The following is a 19,051-nucleotide window of genomic DNA, read 5'->3' as shown; positions in this document are numbered from 1 at the left end:
GTTCTGCTCTCTGCAATCCGGTCTTATTTTTTTCTTTTGCTGAGGCATAACGTATGGCATGCGGCGAATTTTCCCTGATTGCCCGTTATTTTGATCGTATAAAAAGCGCCCGTCTTGATGTTGAAACCGGCATTGGTGACGACTGCGCACTCCTGAATATCCCCGAGAAAAAAACGCTGGCAATCAGCACCGACACTCTGGTGGCGGGAAACCATTTTTTACCTGATATCGACCCTGCCGACCTGGCTTATAAAGCGCTGGCGGTGAATTTGAGCGACCTTGCGGCAATGGGCGCTGAACCGGCGTGGTTAACGCTGGCTCTGACCCTGCCGGAAGCGGACGAAGCGTGGCTGGAGGCCTTTAGCGACAGCCTGTTTGTTCAGCTTAGCTATTATGATATGCAGCTGATTGGCGGCGATACCACTCGCGGGCCGCTGTCGATGACGCTGGGCATTCACGGCTTCGTGCCGCCGGGACGTGCGTTGAAGCGCTCCGGAGCGAAGCCGGGCGACTGGATTTATGTCACCGGGACGCCGGGGGATAGCGCTGCGGGCCTGGCGATTTTGCAGGCGCGGCTACAGGTTGAAGACGCGGCCGATGCCGATTATCTGCTGGCGCGCCATCTGCGCCCGCTACCGCGTATTCTGCAGGGCCAGGCGCTGCGCGATCTGGCAAGCTCCGCCATCGATCTTTCCGACGGCCTGATTTCCGATCTGGGGCATATTCTCAACGCCAGCAGCTGCGGCGCGCGCGTTGATCTGGATATGATGCCGTTCTCGGATGCGATGCTGCGCCAGGTTGACGCGGAGCAGGCGCTCCGCTGGGCGCTTTCCGGCGGCGAAGATTACGAGCTGTGCTTTACCGTGCCTGAACTTAACCGCGGGGCCCTGGATGTCGCTCTCGCCCATCTTGGCGCGCGTTTTACCTGTATCGGGCAGATCCTGCCGGAAAACGAAGGTCTGCACTTTACCCGCGAGGGGAAGGCGGTCACGCTGAACTTTAAGGGGTATGACCATTTTGGTGCGGAGTAAAGATGTCGCGAAAAGCCGCCTGAAGATGCGTAATCCCTGGCATCTGCTGGCGACCGGTTTTGGCAGCGGGTTAAGTCCTGTCGTGCCTGGAACCATGGGATCGCTGGCGTCGATTCCATTCTGGTATCTGATGACTTTTCTCCCCTGGCAGCTCTATTCGCTGGTGGTGATGATGAGCATCTGCATCGGCGTGTATATCTGTCACCGTACGGCGAAAGATATGGGTACCCACGATCACGGCAGTATCGTCTGGGACGAGTTTGTCGGGATGTGGATCACCCTGATGGCTTTGCCGACGCTGGACTGGCAGTGGGTTGCCGCAGGGTTTGTTATTTTCCGTATTTTTGATATGTGGAAGCCGTGGCCGATCCGCTGGTTCGATCGCAATATCCACGGCGGGATGGGCATTATGGTGGACGATATCGTTGCCGGAGTGATTTCCGCCGGGGTCCTGTACGTAATTGGCCATCACTGGCCGATAGGCCTGTTCTGACGACAACCCGGCCAGCAGGCCGGGTGTTGTGTTTACTTGAATCCCACTGTGGGATGCGGTTTATATGGCGCTTCCAGCTTTTCAATCTGCGCCGGCGTGAGGCTTAAATCGACCGCATGAAGCAGCTCATCCAGTTGTTCCTGTCTTGAGGCGCCGATAATCGGCGCGGCCACGGTCGGCTTGCTTAACAGCCAGGCCAGCGCCACCTGAGCGCGCCCGGCGTCAAGTTCTTCCGCGACTTCGGCAAGGTTTGCCGCAACTTGTTTATCGTTTTCATCCGTTGTGTTGTAGAGGGACTTACCGAATTCATCCGATACCAGACGGGCGGTGGTTTCCCCCCACGGGCGAGTCAGGCGACCGCGCGCCAGCGGGCTCCACGGCATCACCGCGACGCCTTTACGGCTACACAGCGGCAACATCTCGTTTTCCTCTTCACGATAAATCAGATTGTAGTGGTCCTGCATGGTGACGAAGCGCGCCCAGTTATTCTGCTCCTGCAACGCCAGCGCCTGGGCAAACTGCCGGGCATGCATCGACGAGGCACCGATATAGCGCGCTTTACCCGCCTTAACGACATCGTTTAGCGCTTCCAGGGTCTCTTCAATCGGGGTGGCGTAATCCCAGCGGTGGATTTGCAACAGATCGACATACTCCATGTTGAGACGGCGCAGGCTGTCGTCAATGGATCGCAGGATTTGCCCCCGTGACAGTCCCTGGGGCAGATCGCCCACCTGATGGTAAACCTTCGTGGCGACGATAACGGCATCGCGGCGGGCATACTCACGCAGCGCGCGACCGAGGATCTCTTCGCTGCTGCCGTCGGAATAGTTGTTCGAGGTGTCGAAAAAATTGATGCCGCCTTCAAGGGCATGCTTGATCAGCGGACGGCTGCTCTCTTCCGGTAAGGTCCAGGCGTGGTTACCGCGATCCGGTTCGCCGAACGTCATACAGCCGAGGCACAGCCGGGAAACGCGCAGATCGGTATTGCCAAGGGGAATGTAGTGCATAATGCGCTCCTGCTACGAATAAAGAATATCGTTTAAGCATAGCAGGAGCCGTGATGGGAATTATGCTAACCAGACGTGGATTTTGGCTTCAATACCGGCGGCATCGAGGCCGAGGTCGGCATGAACCTCTTCTTGCGTTCCCTGCGGAATAAAGCAATCAGGCAGGCCAAGATTCAGCACCGGAACCATGCGGCGGCGGGACATCAGCAGCTCATTCACGCCGCTGCCCGCACCGCCCATAACGGCATTCTCTTCAAGGGTCACCAGCGCTTCATGTTCGGCGGCCAGTTGCAGGATCAGCGCGTCATCCAGCGGTTTGGCAAAACGCATATCCACCAGAGTGGCATCAAGCTTTTCCGCTACTTTTGCGGCTTGCGGCAGCAGCGTGCCGAAATTAAGAATGGCGATCTTCTTACCTTCGCGTTTCACCACCCCTTTACCGATAGCCAGCGAAGACAGCGGTTCAAATGCCGCGCCGGTACCTGAACCGCGCGGGTAGCGCACGGCGCTCGGGCCATCGTTGTAGTGATAGCCGGTATACAGCATCTGGCGACATTCGTTCTCATCGCTCGGGGTCATGATAACCATATCCGGGATACAGCGCAGGAAGGAGATATCAAACGCGCCCTGATGGGTCTGCCCATCGGCGCCGACGATCCCCGCACGGTCGATGGCGAAAAGCACCGGCAGCTTCTGGATCGCGACATCGTGAATCACCTGGTCATAGGCGCGCTGCAGGAAGGTGGAGTAAATCGCCACCACCGGCTTGTAGCCGCCAATCGCCAGCCCGGCGGCAAAAGTCACCGCATGCTGCTCGGCGATAGCGACGTCGAAATACTGGTCAGGATATTTTTTCGAGAACTCGACCATCCCGGAGCCTTCGCGCATCGCCGGGGTGATGGCCATTAATTTGTCATCTTTCGCGGCGGTTTCGCACAGCCAGTCGCCGAAGATTTTTGAGTAAGTAGGCAGACCGCCGCTGCTTTTGGGCAGCACGCCGCTGGTGTGGTCGAATTTCGGCACCGCATGGAAGGTAATCGGGTCTTTTTCGGCGGGCTCATAGCCGCGGCCTTTTTTGGTCATAATATGCAGGAACTGGGGTCCTTTCAGATCGCGCATATTCTTCAGCGTATTAACCAGGCCGATAACATCGTGGCCATCCACCGGCCCAATGTAGTTAAAGCCCAGCTCTTCAAACAGCGTTCCCGGTACCACCATGCCTTTGAGATGTTCTTCGGTGCGTTTGAGCAACTCTTTGATGGGCGGTACGCCTGAAAAGACCTTTTTGCCGCCTTCACGCAGCGTGGAATAAAGCTTGCCGGAGAGCAGTTGCGCCAGATGGTTGTTTAGCGCCCCGACATTTTCGGAGATCGACATTTCATTGTCATTGAGGACCACCAACAGGTCGGGTTTGATGTCGCCCGCGTGGTTCATCGCTTCAAATGCCATCCCGGCGGTTATTGCCCCATCGCCGATAACGCAGACCGCGCGGCGCTGCTTATCTTCTTTGGCCGCGGCGATCGCAATCCCAATCCCGGCGGAGATGGAGGTCGAAGAGTGACCAACGCTCAGGACGTCATACTCGCTTTCTCCGCGCCACGGGAAAGGATGAAGCCCGCCTTTCTGGCGGATGGTGCCGATTTGGTCGCGGCGGCCGGTCAGAATTTTATGCGGGTATGCCTGATGGCCCACGTCCCAGATCAGGCGATCAAACGGCGTGTTATAGACGTAATGTAGCGCCACAGTGAGCTCTACTGTACCGAGGCCGGAGGCAAAGTGCCCGCTGGAACGGCTGACGCTGTCCAGCAGATAACGCCGTAGTTCATCGCACAGTTTTGGCAGACTATCTTTTGGCAACAGACGCAACTCCTGGGTGGAATCCACCAGCGCCAGGGTCGGGTATTTGGCAATATCAAAACTCATCAGAGACTCATTTATTGTTTATTTATCGCGCTGAATTATGTAATTCGCGAGCGCGTTCAGCGCCGTGATATCCAGAGATTGCGCGGCCAGTTCATTTAGCGACTGGCGGGCGTCGGTAATCAGATCATGGGCTTTTTTCCGGGCTTGCTCAAGTCCCAGAAGGGCGGGGTAGGTGCTTTTGCCCAACTGCTGGTCGGCTCCCTGACGTTTGCCGAGTGTCGCAGTATCCCCTACTACATCAAGAATGTCATCCTGGACCTGGAAAGCCAGACCGATATTTTCCGCATAGCGGTCAAGGGCGGGCAGCGCTTTACGCCCCGCATCCCCCGCGCTCAATGCTCCCAGTCGCACCGCCGCGCGGATGAGCGCCCCGGTCTTGTGGCGATGAATACGCTCCAGCGCCTGCAGATCAACCTGCTGCCCTTCCGCCTGCAGATCCAGCGCCTGACCGCCGCACATACCGGCGATGCCGCTGGCCTGCGCCAGTTCAGAAATCATCGCCAGACGATCGCGATCCGGCACTTCCGGCATGGAGGCATCACTCAGTATAGAAAACGCCAGCGTTTGCAGGGCGTCTCCGGCAAGAATAGCGTTCGCTTCGCCGAATTTAATATGGCAGGTCGGCTGGCCGCGGCGTAAATCGTCATCATCCATCGCCGGTAGATCGTCGTGTATCAGCGAATAAGCATGAATGCACTCAACGGCGGCGGCGGGGGCGTCCAGCGTGGAACGACTGACGCCAAACATGTCGCCGGTGGCATAAACCAGAAACGGGCGCAGGCGTTTGCCGCCCAAGAGTGCGCCATATTGCATGGCTTCGACCAGCGGAGTGTTCTGAAAAGGCTGAGGCGCGATAAAGCGACGAAGGGCATCGTTGGCTTGTTCAACACAAGCCTGTAGCTGTTGGGGAAAGTCCATTTATTCAGCGTCCGGCGTAAAAGATGTAAGCGGCGCGTCTTCGCTATCCGCCAGCAGAATTTGTACGCGCTGCTCTGCCTGCTGCAGTTTGGCCTGCCCCTGGCGCGCCAGCTGTATTCCGCGCTCAAATTCCCCGAGCGCTTCTTCTAACGGCAGTGAGCCGCTTTCCAGACGATTAACAATCTGTTCCAGCTCGCTCAGGGCGGTTTCAAAACTGGCCGGGGCCTCATTTTTCTTTGGCATAGTGAATATAGACTCTTGTCATGTCTTAATAGCGATCAATATGGTAACGAAGTCGCGCGGTTAATCAAATAACGCGCAATGCCAGGTGAAAAGCGCCCAATAGTGGTATACTCCGCGCCCTGGATGCAGACGCCGATCGCGCCTGTACAACTTTTTATGCTTAAAAGCCCACCGGGCTTGCTAACGAACTATTGTCGCTATGAAGTTTATCATTAAATTGTTCCCGGAAATCACCATCAAAAGCCAATCTGTGCGATTGCGCTTCATTAAAATCTTAACCGGGAACATTCGTAACGTTCTCAAGAACTATGATGAGACGCTTGCCGTCGTTCGTCACTGGGACCATATCGAAGTCCGGGCGAAAGATGAAAATCAGCGCCCGGCTATCCGCGACGCGCTGACCCGCATTCCCGGTATTCACCATATTCTGGAAGTTGAAGATGTTCCTTTTACTTCCCTGCACGACATTTTCGAACAGACTCTGCCGCTATGGCGTGAAACGCTGGAAGGCAAAAGTTTCTGCGTGCGCGTTAAGCGTCGCGGTAAGCATGAGTTTACCTCTATTGAAGTAGAACGCTACGTCGGCGGCGGTTTAAACCAGCATATTGAAACGGCGCGGGTGAAGCTGACCAACCCGGATGTGACGGTCAACCTTGAGATCGAAAACGATCGTCTGCTGCTGGTGAAAGGGCGCTACGAAGGTATTGGCGGTTTCCCGATCGGTACTCAGGAAGATGTCCTGTCACTGATTTCCGGCGGTTTCGATTCCGGCGTCTCCAGCTATATGCTGATGCGTCGCGGCTGCCGCGTGCATTACTGTTTCTTCAACCTTGGCGGCGCGGCGCATGAAATCGGCGTGCGTCAGGTGGCGCATTACCTGTGGAATCGCTTCGGTAGTTCTCATCGTGTCCGTTTTGTGGCGATTAACTTTGAACCGGTGGTTGGTGAAATTCTTGAGAAAGTCGATGACGGCCAGATGGGCGTGGTGCTCAAGCGTATGATGGTCCGCGCGGCGTCAAAAGTTGCCGAGCGCTACGGCGTGCAGGCGCTGGTGACTGGCGAGGCCTTAGGCCAGGTCTCCAGTCAGACGCTGACCAACCTGCGCCTGATCGACAACGTTTCGGATACGCTGATTCTGCGTCCGCTGATTTCGCACGATAAAGAGCACATTATTAATCTGGCGCGCGAAATCGGCACCGAAGATTTTGCCCGCACCATGCCCGAATATTGCGGCGTTATTTCGAAAAGTCCGACGGTGAAAGCGGTGAAGGCCAGGATCGAGGCGGAAGAAGAGCATTTCGATTTCAGTATCCTTGATAAAGTGGTGGCGGAAGCGAATAACATTGATATTCGCGATATCGCTCAGCAGACCGGGCAGGACGTGGTGGAAGTGGAGACCGTCAGCGGTTTCGGCCCCGATGACATGATCCTCGATATCCGTTCTGTTGATGAACAGGACGATAAGCCGCTGAAGGTGGACGGCGTGGAGGTGGTTTCTCTGCCGTTCTATAAGCTGAGCACCAAATTTGGCGATCTCGACCAGAGTAAAACCTGGCTGTTGTGGTGCGAGCGCGGCGTGATGAGCCGTCTGCAGGCGCTGTATCTGCGCGAGCAGGGCTTTGACAACGTGAAGGTGTATCGCCCTTAGTTTTTTGCATCAAGGCGCAAACATGAAAAACGGCAATCCTGGGTTGCCGTTTCGCGTTTATTCATAGTAGTTATAAATACCCGCCGCCATCACCAGCTGTGAAGCGACGTCGTGTGCTTTTTCGCGCCCAACCAGCAGATCGATTATCTTCAAGGCGAAATCAATTGCTGTTCCCGGCCCCTGACTGGTGAGCAGTTTTACGCGAGGGTCCCATACCACACGTTTATCCAGCCACTGTTCGGCGGGGATTTTGTCTTTCAATGCCGGGAAGCCGGTCATATTGCCGATGGGGAAGATAGCGTGCGGAACGAGCACCGTGGCGGCCGCTGCACAAATCGCGGCGACAATACGCCCGGAACGGTGGAACTGCTGAACGGTTTCGACCAGCAGCGGGCTGTCGCGGAAGCACTCTGCCCCCTTAATGCCGCCGGGTAAAACGATGATATCGAAATCGCCGTCGGCCACGTCAACCAGCGGCGCATCGGCCAGCAGCCTGACGCCGCGTGAGCAGACGATGGTCAGATCGCCATCGCTGGCGACGCTCGCCGTGGTGACCCTGATGCCGCCGCGAACGAGTAAATCAATGGTGGTGACTGCTTCGGTCTCTTCGCTACCAGGGGCGAGGCAAATCAGTGCCGACGCGCTCATATTCATTCTCCTTATGCTTTACCAGTTCAAACAGACGGGTATTTTCCGGTACGGCGATGCCGTGGGCGCGAGCGCGTTTTAACAGAAAACCAGTGATATAGTCGATTTCCGTATGGCGCTGGGCGAGAATATCCTGCAGCATAGAAGAGGTATTTTCTGCCGTACTTTCAATAACCTGATGAACATAGAATAACAGGTTTTCCGGCGAGGTATGCATTCCCTCGCGCTCCATAACCGCCGCAACCTCATAACAAATCGCGGCGACCTCCTGCGGGTATGCGCGTAACTCGCCGTTCCGGCAATTTTTCAACGCCGTCAGCGGGTTAATCACGCAGTTCACCGCCAGCTTACTCCAGATTGCGGGATAGATATTGTTATGCCAGGCAACGTCGGGCAACACGCGCTGCAGAACATCGGCGAGATAGCTGTAGTCCTGCGGATAGTTTTTTGCCGGGCCAATATGGCTGGTACCGTTGGCGACATGGATGATGACGTTGCCGTCGCGACGGGCCGCCTGGGTTGTCGAAGCCATCAGCAACGGCTGTTTGATGGTTTTAAGTTCATCCACAGTGCCCATGCCATTATGCATTAACAGAACCGGCGATGATGCGGGCAGGGCGGCGCTGAGATTTTTCACTGCGTTAGAAACCTGCCAGGCTTTTAGCGTCACCAGCAACAGGTCGCTGCTGGCGAGGAATTCAGGATCGTTAGCGGTGAAGGATTCGTTAAACACGCTACCGTCGGTTTCAATCACATTAACGCTGCAGAATGGTTGAGGGACGCGTAGCCAGCCCTGGACTTCATGTCCGTGTTTGTACAGCGCAGTTAGCCATAACTGTCCCAGTGCACCGCATCCGAGTACGGTTACTTTCATTATTCCTCCTCACCTGTAAGTGCTGCATCAGGTGTTCATGGCTAAAGTATAGCGTTATCAGTTATCCTCTCGGGATAACAAGTTGAGTTATGTTGCGTTGCAGGTATTATGCAACGCAAAAGAAACGGAAGGAGAGGAAAAGATGCCATCTTTCGATATTGTCTCTGAAGTCGATCTTCAGGAAGTTCGAAACGCCGTAGAGAACGCGGGCCGTGAGGTTGAATCGCGTTTTGATTTTCGTAACGTTGAAGCGAGCTTTGAACTGAACGAAAAAAACGAGACCATCAAGGTCCTCAGCGAGTCTGATTTTCAGGTTAACCAGCTATTGGATATCCTGCGCGCCAAGCTGCTGAAACGCGGCATTGAAGGCAGCTCAATCGAGGTGCCGGATGAGTTTGTGCACAGCGGTAAAACCTGGTTTGTCGATGCAAAGCTGAAGCAAGGGATTGAGAGCGCGACGCAGAAGAAAATCGTCAAGCTTATTAAGGACAGCAAGCTGAAAGTACAGGCACAGATTCAAGGGGAAGAAATTCGCGTTACCGGTAAGTCTCGCGACGATCTGCAGTCGGTTATGGCGCTGGTGCGCGGCGGTGATTTAGGCCAGCCGTTCCAGTTCAAAAACTTCCGCGATTAAGCGCGCGGGAGCCTTTGCAGGATTGATATTACTATAAAAGCGGGTTAACCCCGCTTGAGCGATGACAAACCTGTATGAGATATTGTGCCGGTATTTCTGCCGGGTGGCGGCTGACGCCTGACCCGGCCTGCAAATGCTGACTGCCGTTTTCTATTGGTTCACGCTAACCTGCGATGAACCTTTTTTATACCCCTTTGATAGCCTGCTCAATCTCAACGCGGTTAGTGATCTTACTGTCTATTTTGATGTAGACCGAACGCTCTTCAGCAATCACCAGCACCTCTTTTACGCCCTCTTTGGCCTGTAAACGTTCCTGTAATATCACATCCGCAGCGACATCATCGGGGATCTCGACCCGCAGGCTGCTGACGTACGGTGGTTCACTCATGGTGCTGGCCACCAGTAGCCACAGCATCGCCAGCAGCGCGCCAAGCAGGAACACGGTTTGTGCGTCAAAGAAGCCATCCACCCAGCCGCCAACAGCTCCGCCAATCGCCACGCCGAGGAACTGGCTGGTGGAGTAAACCCCCATTGCGGTGCCTTTGTAACCGGCCGGTGATTCTTTACTGATTAACGATGGCAACAGCGCTTCCAGCAGATTAAACGCGAGGAAGAACAATTGCACGCCCGCCACCAGTTCCCAGAAGTAGCCCCCGGCACCCCAGAGCACGATCTCAGCAATCAGCAGGATCGCAACGCACAGCAGGAAAACGCGTTTCATTTTGCGCTTTACTTCGGCGTAGATAATAAACGGCACCACGGCGATGAAGGAGACCACCATGGTGACCAGATAGATTTTCCAGTGTTCGGCGGCGGGAAAACCGGCGGCCTCAAGCTGTCCCGGCAGGGCGACGAAGGTGGACATCAGCATGGTATGCAGACACATAATGCCGAAGTTGAGTCTTAGCAGTCTGGGTTCAGCAAGCACTTTACTGAAGCAGCCTTTTACCATCCCGGACTCACGATTCAGTACGTGATGACGGCTGTTTGGCACCACCCATAGCGTGAGCAGAATGCCGAGCGTTGCCAGAGCGGCAATCATCCAGAAGAGCGCATGCAGGCCCAACTGATGGGTCACTATGGGGCCGAGAACCATCGCGATAGCAAAGGTGATGCCAAAACTGACGCCAATAAAGGCCATGGCTTTCGTGCGATTCTGTTCACGTGTTAAATCGGAAAGCAGCGCCATTACCGCCGCGGCAATCGCCCCGGAGCCTTGCAGCGCACGGCCCAGAATAATGCCCCAGATAGCGTCGGAAAGGGCGGCGATAACGCTGCCGAGAATAAAGATTAACAGACCGCCGACTATCAGCGGTTTGCGCCCGATCCTGTCAGAAAGCAGGCCGAAAGGGATCTGAAATATTGCCTGGGCCAGCCCGTAAATGCCAATTGCCAGACCGATGAGCGCTTCACTGGCGCCTTGTAACGCCATGCCATAGGTGGTCAGAACCGGCAGGACCATAAACATGCCGAGCATACGCAGAGAGAATACGGCCCCCAAACCCCAGGTCGCGCGCAGTTCGCCTGGCGTCATTTTGTTATCGTTCATTACTACCTCAATATAAAAATTGCGACTAGTGTAGTGGTGGTAGCATGAAGCGTAAATAAATGTTTGTTTAACAGATATTACGACAGTGTTGCATGATGAGGGGAGGCGGTAATCGCCGGACGGTCTGCCAGCGGCACCGATGCGGGTCAGACGCAACGGCGAGGATGAATGACGGATAACGGGTCAGCCCAATCTGAAACCACCGGGGGCTCCGGTGGTTTTTGTCCTGGTTCCGCGCGGTTAATTTATGGCGCGCTCCTGATTGCCGTCGCCGGGGATGCGGATTTTTTCGTCGCATCGGCGGCAAAAATACCTTTAGCCGCCAGCCCGGCGACGGTGATCGCGGCGGGAATGCCAAGGATCAGGAAAACGCTTTCGAAGCGGAGGTTCAGCGCCAGCATTTCAGCCCCGGCAAAGGCGCTGAGGATGGCTCCCATCCGACCAACCCCATGCATCCAACTGGAGCCTGTGGCCCGCGCTTCTGTGGGATAATAGCGGGCGGAGAGCGCGTTCATACCCGTATTTGCGCCATTTAAACAGGCACCGCTGATAAATGCCAGCAGGCAAATGAGCGCAAAGCTTGCCGCCGCATAGCCCATCGCCATCGTAAACAGGCCGCCCACCGCGTAAATAAACCCAAGTGCCCGATGCGGGTTGATTCGGTCCATCAGCCAGCCAGCGAACAGCGAACCAATAGTTCCGCCCGCCTGGTACATTGCCGTCATCACCGCCGCCTGGCTGACCGTCAGGCCCACCTCTTTAACCAGCGTCGGTAGCCAGCTACCGAGGAGATAAACCAAAAAAAGCCCCATAAAGTAAACCAGCCATAGCATCAGCGAACCGAAGCGATACTGGCGGGAGAGCACGATGCGCATCGCATTGGTACTGGCGGGCTGTACCGGGAGGCTGAATTCGGCGTTATCGGCGATTTGTCCGGGATAGAGGCGCCGCAAAATCTTGCGAATGCGTTCGGCTGGCGCTCGCTTAACCACCAGAAAGCGCACTGATTCGGGCAACAGCCAGATGAGTAGCGGCGCGAACAACAGCGGGAGAATACCGCCGAGCAGCATCAGTGAATGCCAGCCAAATTTCGGGATCAGCCATGATGCGGAGAAACCGCCTGCCGCCGCGCCAAAGGTGAAACCACAAAAAATAATCGTAATCAGAAACGAACGCTGGCGCTCGGGGGCGTACTCCGATACCAGAGTGCCGATATTCGGCATCGCGGCGCCTAATCCCAGCCCGGTCATAAAGCGAAAGAACACCATCTGTTCAATATTATGTGAAAGCGCAGTGGCGATGGTCCAGAAGCCGAAGAAAAAGACGCTGTTGATGATAATTTTTTTCCGCCCCAGCCAGTCGGCGAGCGGCCCGGAGAAAATGGCGCCCAGCGCGAGGCCGATCAGCGCCGCGCTAATCACGAAGCCAAGTTCGTGATTGCTTACTCCCCACTCCTGTTTTAACGCCGGGGCGATAAAACCCATGATGGCGATATCAAAACCGTCCAGCGCGATCACGCAAAAACCTAAAAACACCACCAGTTTCTGGAATCGGCTGAGCGGATTGGCGTTGATTAACTCCCGAACGTCAAGGCGATGAGTCTGTGTCATTAGCCTCTCCTTATGCGCAAGGGCGCAGATAGGACTGCGCGGCGTTAAACAGCAGTTGCGCGCGAGTCAGCGGCGGCAACGCGCCACGTTCTCCGCTCAGTGGAACCTCGATCGAGACCGGCAGCATGGGCGGAAGCGCCGCCATCAGGCCATGCAGATCGAGCCCACCTTCGCCGGGCACCTTACGTGCGGCGCGGGCCTGGTAAATCAGTTCCTGTTCATCAGCGGGCATGAGCGGCGAGGCATCACAAAGTTGCATATAGTTGAGGCTATTTTGGGGCAGTTCAGCGAGCGTCGAAAGGGATTCGCCCGCCCGCCAGAAGTGGAGCGCGTCGATCAAAATACCGATATCTGAGCGGCCGCTGGCGTCGATCAGCGCCCGGGCATCGGCGATGGTGCGCAGGTGAGTCCAGGGCATGGGTTCCAGGTTCATGGTTAAGTCATACTCCCGACCGGCTTCGGCAAGGCGGGCGAGATTTTCCGCGCTGCGCGCGAGGTTTTCATCGTTTCCGGCGACCAGTACCTGTTTGGCCCCCAGGCGCGTAGCGGTGTCGAAGAACCGCTGCAGACGAGCGTTCAATGAAAAATCCGGCGTCAGGCGGACGATCTCAACGTCTGAGACGCCAATACCGGTTTCCTTCAGCGCCGCCAGGGTATCACGGACGGTGGCGGTATCGCCGAGCATGTCATAATCCGGGTCGGACGGTGTTGCGGGGAGCAGGCGCAGGCCTACGTGGCTGTAACCGGTTTGTGCCGCGATCCGCACCTGTTCCGGCGGAGGGACGTCGAGTAGGGTAAGCGCAGCGAGTGACAGGGTACGCATGTTCATAATGGACTCCAGTACAGTTGCAGGTGGTTGTTGTTATGTGTATCGCCGTCCCTGGTAAAAGCATTTTTAATGCATTGTTTTGTTAATGCTTTCCGTTAATTTTTTTCCGACCAGATAGCCAAAGGTCATCGCTGGCCCAAGCGTGATACCGCCGCTGGGATAGAATCCCCGCATCACGCTCGACATATCGTTACCGATGGCGTAAAGGCCCGGAATCGGCTGTTGCCGGGCATCCAGCACGTGGGCGCAGTCATCGGTTTGTAGTCCGCTAAAGGAACCTAAAGAGCCGGGAAGAATGCGCACGGCATAAAAAGGCGCATCGCTGAGTTTTCCCAGCGTGGGGTGGCCTGAGCGGCTGGCATCGCCCTGGGCGCGGTTATAGGCCGATGCGCCGCGCTGAAAGTCTGTGTCTTCGCCCTTGTCGGCAAAGCCGTTAAAGCGGGCGATGGTTTCCACCAGCTGTTGCGGATTGATTGCGCATTTTTCCGCCAGGGCTTTCAGCGTTTCGCCGGTGTGCAGATAGCCGGTCCGTCGCCAGGCCTCCGGGGTAAAAGGGAAGGGGCGGGCATGGCCTAATCCATACCGCCGCAGCGCCCGACTATCGGCAATCAGCCATGCTTGCGGCGTTTCGCCGGGTGGCGTTGCTTTAAGCAGCGCGGCGATAAAATCGTGATAGGAGTCGGCTTCATTGGTGAAGCGTTTGCCGTTGGGCAAAACGGCAATAAAGCCGGGTTTCGCGCGTTCCACCAGGTGCGGGAACACCAGTTGCAGCCCGCTGGCGAGGGTGACGCGCGAGACCGGCGCCCAGGCCATGGGGTGTCTGAGCGAGGTATCAAACTGGCCGCCGACCGATTCGCCGAGCCGAATACCGTCGCCCTGATTGCCCGGGGGGGCCGCGGAGAAGTGTCCATAGCCGCTGGCGGCGTGCGGCACATTTTCCGCCAGCCGTTGTCTGTCGTGAGGAAAGCCGCCGCAGGCAAGGATCACCGCCCCGGAGCGGACATGTATCTCGCCGCCATCGCTGTGCAATATCGCCCCTTCAACGCGGTTGTCGGCGGTGAGCAGGCGTTGTACCGGCGCGTTAAGCTGAAAGTTAACCCCTGCGTCCAGCGCCGAACGTAGCAGGCGGGCGACCAGCGCATTGCCGTTCACCAGGTGCTGTCCGCGTCCGGCGCGCAGACGCTGCCAGCCGTGACGTAGCAGGCGACGGGTCGCATACAGCGCCGAGCGCGGTGAACGGGTGGCGTTGAAAAAGTGCGCCATATCCGTCCCGCCGGCAATGCCCATTCCCGCGAGGCTGATGGTTTCCAGCGGCGGGCGCAGGCGATATAACCACTCCCCCAACAGGCGTCCATCAAAAGGCCGGGCCGTGACCGAGCGGCCGCCCTGTGCATATCCCGGAGAGTTATGAAAATCAGGCATTTTGCTGCCGGAAAGAAACTGCACCGCCGTGTGACGACGGAAGAAGTCGATCATCTCCGGTCCGTACTTCAGAAAGGCGCGCAGGCGCGCGTCAGCTTCCTGCCCGTCCATTTCATGTCGCAGATAGGTGAGCGGCGCATCGGGATCTTCGGTAATGCCCTCCTCGCGCGCCAACGGATTATGTGGGATCCACAGCCAGCCGCCGGACCAGGCGCTGGTGCCGCCAATGACCGACTCCTTTTCCGCGACCAGCACGCTGGCGCCGCCGAGCGCGGCGGTAACGGCGGCGGAGAGCCCCGCCGCGCCGGAGCCGACCACCAGAACATCAACGTTCATCTGTCCGCTCATCGCCGGCTCCTTATTGTAGTGGTGAAAAATCAGTGGGGCGCAGAAGTACCGACTCCAGGCGTTCAACGGCGGCCAGTTCGCGATTTTTACGCGAGAAAGTCAGCCAGCGTGGGTCCTGGGCCATTCGCCCACGACGTGCCAGACGATCGTCAAGGCTTTCATAAGCCCAGATATGCACCACCTGATTGACGACACCAATTTCGGTAAAGAAGAAGCCGATGAGTTTACCGAGATGTTCGGTCTGAACGGCGTAAGCGTCGCTTTTATACAGCGCCAGCCAGTCGGCCATTTTCAGCGGATTGATGGTGTAAGTACGTTTTTCATAAATCATGGTGTTCTCCTGTTACAGTGCGGGTTGTTGCGCCATATGACTGGCTGCCAGGTAGCCGAAAGTCAGCGCCGGGCCGAGGGTTATCCCCGGGCCGGGATAGGTTCCGGCCATGATGGAGTCCATATCGTTACCCACGGCATAAAGCCCTTTAATGGGTTGGCCCTGTTGGTTAACGACCTGCGCATCGGCGGTGGTGACCAGCCCGCGCGACGTACCGAGATCGCCGGTATAAAGAGTGACGGCATAAAACGGGGCGCAGGTGAGCGCGGCGTTGCAGGGGTTCGGCTGGTGGCCCGGGTCGCCCATTGCGCGGTTATAGCTGTTGCCGCCTTTAGCGAATGCCGGGTCATGTCCTTCGGCGGCGGTGCGGTTATAGCGGTTTACCGTCTCAACGAGGGTTTGTGGCTCCAGGCCGAGCTGCTGCGCCAGTTCGGCGAGGGTCGAGGCCTTGTGCAGATAGCCCGCCTTGATCAGCGCATCGTTATTTACCGGCGCGGGGCGCGCCAGACCCAGGCCATAGCGCTTCATGGCCTGGGCATCGCAAATCAGAAAACAGGGGGCATTTTCTGGCTGACTTTGCATCGCGCTGGCAAAGTGGTGATACGAGTTTGACTCATTAACAAAGCGGACTGCCCGTTGGTTGACGGCGATAACGCCGGGTTTCGCGCGGTCGGTCACGAGGTGAGGAAAGCGCTCTTGCGAGCCATCGGGATGACGTAGCACCGATACGGGCGCCCAGAAAAAATTAGATGGCCTGTCCTCACCTTCACAGGCATTGACCCCTGCGCCAAGCCGCAGTGCGGCACCGTCGTTGGTGACGGGCGACATGGTATAGTGTTCGCGGGTTTTAGGGCGATAGCGTTCGGCCAGCTTGCCAGCGGCGAATCCCCCCGCCGCCAGTACCACGCCGCAACGGGCGGCGAGAGTCTGTTTTTGACCATCATGCTCAATTTCGACGCCAGTCACTTCGCCATGCTGTTCGGTCAGCGACAGCACTGTGGTGTTGAGCCTGAGCGTCATGCCTTTGCGTAAGGCGAGAGTCGCCATGCGGGCAATCAGCGCATTGCCCATCGCCAGCCGGGTGCCGCGATGGTGTTTCAGGCGATCGCGGCCGTAGCGCAGCAGCAGCTTGCTACAGTGCGCTAACGAACGCAGTGAACGGCGCATATCAAGAAAGTGCTGGATATCAACGCGATTAACCATCATGCCGCCGAACAGCAGCATCCCCGGCGGAGGAGAGCGCAGGTCGCGAAAGTGCTCTCCCAGCTCCCGTCCGTCATACTCCACCACTTCCAGCGCCCGGCCAACATCGACGGCGCCGGGTTCATCCGGGTAATAATCCGGGGAGAGCGGACGCAGGCTATATTTCACCGCCCCCTCTTTTTCTAGAAACGCCAGCGCCTCGCGGCCAGAGGTGATAAAGGCATCCACCAGATCCTGACGATAGTTCGACTCGCCGATAATCGTCCGCAGATAGCTGGCAATCGCCTGCGCGGTGCCGCTTTTTGCTGATTTTCGCGCCTGATCGCTATCGTGGATCCATACCGCGCCGCCGGAAATGGCGGAAGTGCCGCCAAACTGTGGGGCTTTTTCCAGCATTAGTACCGATAACCCCTTACAGCAGGCGGTCACCGCGGCGGCAAAGCCAGCGGCACCGCTGCCGATAACGATGACATCCCAGCTTTTCATGCCGCCGCCCCTTGTTCCTGCGGAATGACGCCAATAAATTGTCCCAGCAGTTTCATCTGTGCCAGCGCCATTTCCGGGCCGGTCTGAATCACGCAGCCACGATCGCGGGCGAAGGCAAGGAGCGGGGTTATCACCGGCGCGGTCACGACATCCGCGACATGAATCGATGGCGGTAGCGTTTCCAGCAGCGCTTGCGGCAGCGGTAAGGGCTCAAAACCCGACATTCCCGCCGGGGAACCATTAATCACTAAATCCAGATCCTCAAGCGTCGTGGGCAAGTCTGTGAGATGAACATGCGGAAAATGGGTTGCCAGCCGGTTGTGCAATAACTGCTGAGTGGCGGGATTCTGATCGTAGAGCGCCAGTTGGCTAATACCCGCTTCGCAGAGCTCCCACGCCATTGCGCTGCCGACGCCGCCGCAGCCGGAAAGCAGCGCCTTTTTACCTGCAGCGTGAAAGCCATGCGCCTCTGCGGCAAGCTGAAAACCGACGCCATCAAGCATATCGCCCTGTAAACGGCCATCCGCCTGCTTACGGATCACATTGACGGCATTCAGGTGTCGGGCTCGCGGAGTTAACTCATCGACCAGCGTGGCGGCGCGCTGCTTGTGCGGGACGGTGACCAGCACGCCGCTCATGTTGTGCCACCCTCGCAGCGCATTTAGGTAGTCGGCAACGGCTTCCGGGGCGATATCGACCGGGATCATGACGCGATCCATCCGTTGCTCAGCGAAGTAGCGGTTGAAGTTCTCCGGTGATTTAACCTGGCTAATCGGGTGGCCAATAACGGCGACGACCTGAGTGAATCCACTGATCATTTCAAACCTCATTTGTTAAATGAATGTTGTGAAAGTATTTCAGCGGAAGCTGAGAGCGACAACGCAGAATTCGGCCATACTGGTTGTTAATCGCACCAGTACTGCGATAATCGCGTTAAATCGATTGTATTGTTGCAAAACTGTGAACAACTATGCAAAACCAGATTCATTCCCGCGATCTGATCGTCGGCTTACAAAAGGGGCTGGCGTTGATCCAGCTCTTCTCTAAAACGTTCCCGCGGCTTACCGTACCGCAGGCGGCGAAAATGAGCGGGCTGACGCAAAGCGCCGCACGGCGGTTTTTCCTTACATTGCTGCATGAACGTTATTTGCAGACTGATGGCCGCTATTACTGGCTGACGCCAAAAGCGTTACGCCTGGGGCAGGCGTATGTTGATTCGGCACAGTTTCCGCGCATGGTGCGGCCAATCGTGGAGTACATCGCCAGCCGCACGGAAGAGCATGCTTCGGTCGGTATGATTGATGATGATGAGCTGGTTTATATTGCTCGTAGTAAACATACGCCGTTTAACTCAACATCAGTGCGACTGGGCGAGCGGGTGCCGATTTACTGTACGGCCGGGGGGCGACTCTGGCTGGCCTCGCTACCGGAAGCCGAGTGTGAAGCCGTTCTGCAGCGGATTCGGCGTGAAAAGCGCACGCCCTATACGGTCACTGACGTTGCCGCGCTAATGGAAAAAATCGCTCAGGTTCGCCGCCAGGGATATGCGGCGATTGAGCAGGAGTTTGAAATAGGCATGCTGGTGCTGGCCGTGCCGCTATCGGACAGAGACGGGATTTACTGGGGCGCGCTGAGCTTAACCAGTCATCAATCAAGAACCTCGCTTGAGGCATTGTGTCGCGATCATCTCGATTTGCTTTATAGCGCTCAGGCGATGCTGACGGGGTAGTCCTGGAGAGAAGAGAGAGCGGATCAGGCGCAATATTGCAGGCGATGACGCGGTCCTGTATACCGCTCCGCGCAGCATTGTTTACGACGCTGAGCAGACATTCACTGCGGCGCTATCTGGTTATG

Annotated in this window: 18 protein-coding genes; 5 read left to right on the top strand and 13 right to left on the bottom strand. The window is 56.9% G+C overall.

All coding sequences use genetic code 11. The annotated features are described in order from the left end of the window. The first annotated feature begins 53 nt into the window (after positions 1 to 53). Together thiL and pgpA are read left to right on the top strand one after the other, a co-directional pair. Positions 54 to 1,031 carry a thiamine-phosphate kinase gene (gene thiL / locus FE839_RS00765; protein WP_138358143.1) on the top strand — a complete coding sequence of 326 codons (978 nt, stop codon included), beginning with the start codon at positions 54 to 56 and terminating at the stop codon, positions 1,029 to 1,031. Further along, positions 1,009 to 1,524, top strand: a complete 516-nt coding sequence (gene pgpA / locus FE839_RS00760) for a phosphatidylglycerophosphatase A (protein WP_138358141.1) — start codon at positions 1,009 to 1,011, stop codon at positions 1,522 to 1,524. Before thiL ends, pgpA begins: the two co-directional genes overlap by 23 nt. Before the next feature lie 32 nt (positions 1,525 to 1,556). Here the strand turns inward: pgpA and FE839_RS00755 are convergent, their stop codons facing one another. From FE839_RS00755 to xseB, 4 genes are read right to left on the bottom strand one after another with little or no spacing between them, the layout of a single operon-like run. Next, a complete protein-coding gene (locus FE839_RS00755; protein WP_138358139.1) occupies positions 1,557 to 2,531 on the bottom strand; it encodes an aldo/keto reductase in 975 nt (324 codons plus the stop codon). Between the two features lie 60 nt (positions 2,532 to 2,591). Then, complete coding sequence (gene dxs, locus FE839_RS00750) at positions 2,592 to 4,454, bottom strand: 1-deoxy-D-xylulose-5-phosphate synthase (protein WP_138358137.1); 1,863 nt, start codon at positions 4,452 to 4,454, stop codon at positions 2,592 to 2,594. An 18-nt stretch (positions 4,455 to 4,472) separates the two neighbouring features. Beyond that, positions 4,473 to 5,372 (bottom strand): (2E,6E)-farnesyl diphosphate synthase, encoded by a 900-nt coding sequence (ispA, locus tag FE839_RS00745; RefSeq protein ID WP_138358135.1) that lies wholly within the window; start codon positions 5,370 to 5,372, stop codon positions 4,473 to 4,475. After that, on the bottom strand, positions 5,373 to 5,615 hold the full coding sequence (xseB, locus tag FE839_RS00740) for an exodeoxyribonuclease VII small subunit (RefSeq protein ID WP_138358133.1): 243 nt from the start codon (positions 5,613 to 5,615) through the stop codon (positions 5,373 to 5,375). A 199-nt stretch (positions 5,616 to 5,814) separates the two neighbouring features. Here xseB and thiI point away from each other — a divergent pair, with 199 nt between their 5' ends. Further along, entirely contained in the window at positions 5,815 to 7,263 is a 1,449-nt protein-coding gene (gene thiI / locus FE839_RS00735; RefSeq protein ID WP_138358131.1) for a tRNA uracil 4-sulfurtransferase ThiI, read from the top strand. Between the two features lie 57 nt (positions 7,264 to 7,320). Here thiI and yajL read toward each other — a convergent pair whose 3' ends face one another. Together yajL and panE are read right to left on the bottom strand one after the other, a co-directional pair. Continuing rightward, positions 7,321 to 7,911, bottom strand: a complete 591-nt coding sequence (yajL, locus tag FE839_RS00730) for a protein deglycase YajL (protein ID WP_138358129.1) — start codon at positions 7,909 to 7,911, stop codon at positions 7,321 to 7,323. Next, entirely contained in the window at positions 7,874 to 8,785 is a 912-nt protein-coding gene (panE, locus tag FE839_RS00725; protein ID WP_138358127.1) for a 2-dehydropantoate 2-reductase, read from the bottom strand. The genes yajL and panE overlap by 38 nt, the downstream gene beginning before the upstream one ends. Positions 8,786 to 8,927: 142 nt before the next feature. Here panE and FE839_RS00720 point away from each other — a divergent pair, with 142 nt between their 5' ends. Further along, on the top strand, positions 8,928 to 9,419 hold the full coding sequence (locus tag FE839_RS00720; protein ID WP_138358125.1) for a YajQ family cyclic di-GMP-binding protein: 492 nt from the start codon (positions 8,928 to 8,930) through the stop codon (positions 9,417 to 9,419). 184 nt (positions 9,420 to 9,603) lie between these two features. Here the strand turns inward: FE839_RS00720 and FE839_RS00715 are convergent, their stop codons facing one another. The 7 genes from FE839_RS00715 to FE839_RS00685 all read right to left on the bottom strand — a co-directional run bounded on the left by FE839_RS00715 (position 9,604) and on the right by FE839_RS00685 (position 18,015). After that, the gene (locus FE839_RS00715) at positions 9,604 to 10,968 is read right to left on the bottom strand and encodes an MFS transporter (protein ID WP_138358123.1); all 1,365 of its coding nucleotides are present in this window, start codon (positions 10,966 to 10,968) and stop codon (positions 9,604 to 9,606) included. A 245-nt stretch (positions 10,969 to 11,213) separates the two neighbouring features. After that, positions 11,214 to 12,578 carry an MFS transporter gene (locus tag FE839_RS00710; protein WP_138358121.1) on the bottom strand — a complete coding sequence of 455 codons (1,365 nt, stop codon included), beginning with the start codon at positions 12,576 to 12,578 and terminating at the stop codon, positions 11,214 to 11,216. A gap of 10 nt (positions 12,579 to 12,588) precedes the next feature. Next, positions 12,589 to 13,407 (bottom strand): sugar phosphate isomerase/epimerase family protein, encoded by an 819-nt coding sequence (locus FE839_RS00705; RefSeq protein ID WP_138358119.1) that lies wholly within the window; start codon positions 13,405 to 13,407, stop codon positions 12,589 to 12,591. 66 nt (positions 13,408 to 13,473) lie between these two features. Next, a complete protein-coding gene (locus FE839_RS00700) occupies positions 13,474 to 15,177 on the bottom strand; it encodes an FAD-dependent oxidoreductase (RefSeq protein ID WP_138358117.1) in 1,704 nt (567 codons plus the stop codon). A gap of 10 nt (positions 15,178 to 15,187) precedes the next feature. Beyond that, positions 15,188 to 15,508 carry an NIPSNAP family protein gene (locus tag FE839_RS00695; RefSeq protein WP_138358115.1) on the bottom strand — a complete coding sequence of 107 codons (321 nt, stop codon included), beginning with the start codon at positions 15,506 to 15,508 and terminating at the stop codon, positions 15,188 to 15,190. A gap of 12 nt (positions 15,509 to 15,520) precedes the next feature. Then, a complete protein-coding gene (locus tag FE839_RS00690; RefSeq protein ID WP_138358113.1) occupies positions 15,521 to 17,197 on the bottom strand; it encodes an FAD-dependent oxidoreductase in 1,677 nt (558 codons plus the stop codon). Next, the gene (locus FE839_RS00685) at positions 17,194 to 18,015 is read right to left on the bottom strand and encodes a shikimate dehydrogenase family protein (RefSeq protein ID WP_138358111.1); all 822 of its coding nucleotides are present in this window, start codon (positions 18,013 to 18,015) and stop codon (positions 17,194 to 17,196) included. Before FE839_RS00685 ends, FE839_RS00690 begins: the two co-directional genes overlap by 4 nt. A 152-nt stretch (positions 18,016 to 18,167) precedes the next feature. Here FE839_RS00685 and FE839_RS00680 point away from each other — a divergent pair, with 152 nt between their 5' ends. Further along, positions 18,168 to 18,926, top strand: a complete 759-nt coding sequence (locus tag FE839_RS00680; RefSeq protein WP_138358109.1) for an IclR family transcriptional regulator domain-containing protein — start codon at positions 18,168 to 18,170, stop codon at positions 18,924 to 18,926. The last annotated feature ends 125 nt before the right edge of the window (positions 18,927 to 19,051 follow it).

This window comes from Klebsiella indica (genome assembly GCF_005860775.1).
Lineage (GTDB): Bacteria > Pseudomonadota > Gammaproteobacteria > Enterobacterales > Enterobacteriaceae > Klebsiella > Klebsiella indica.
This window is presented reverse-complemented; position numbering and strand designations above follow the sequence as displayed.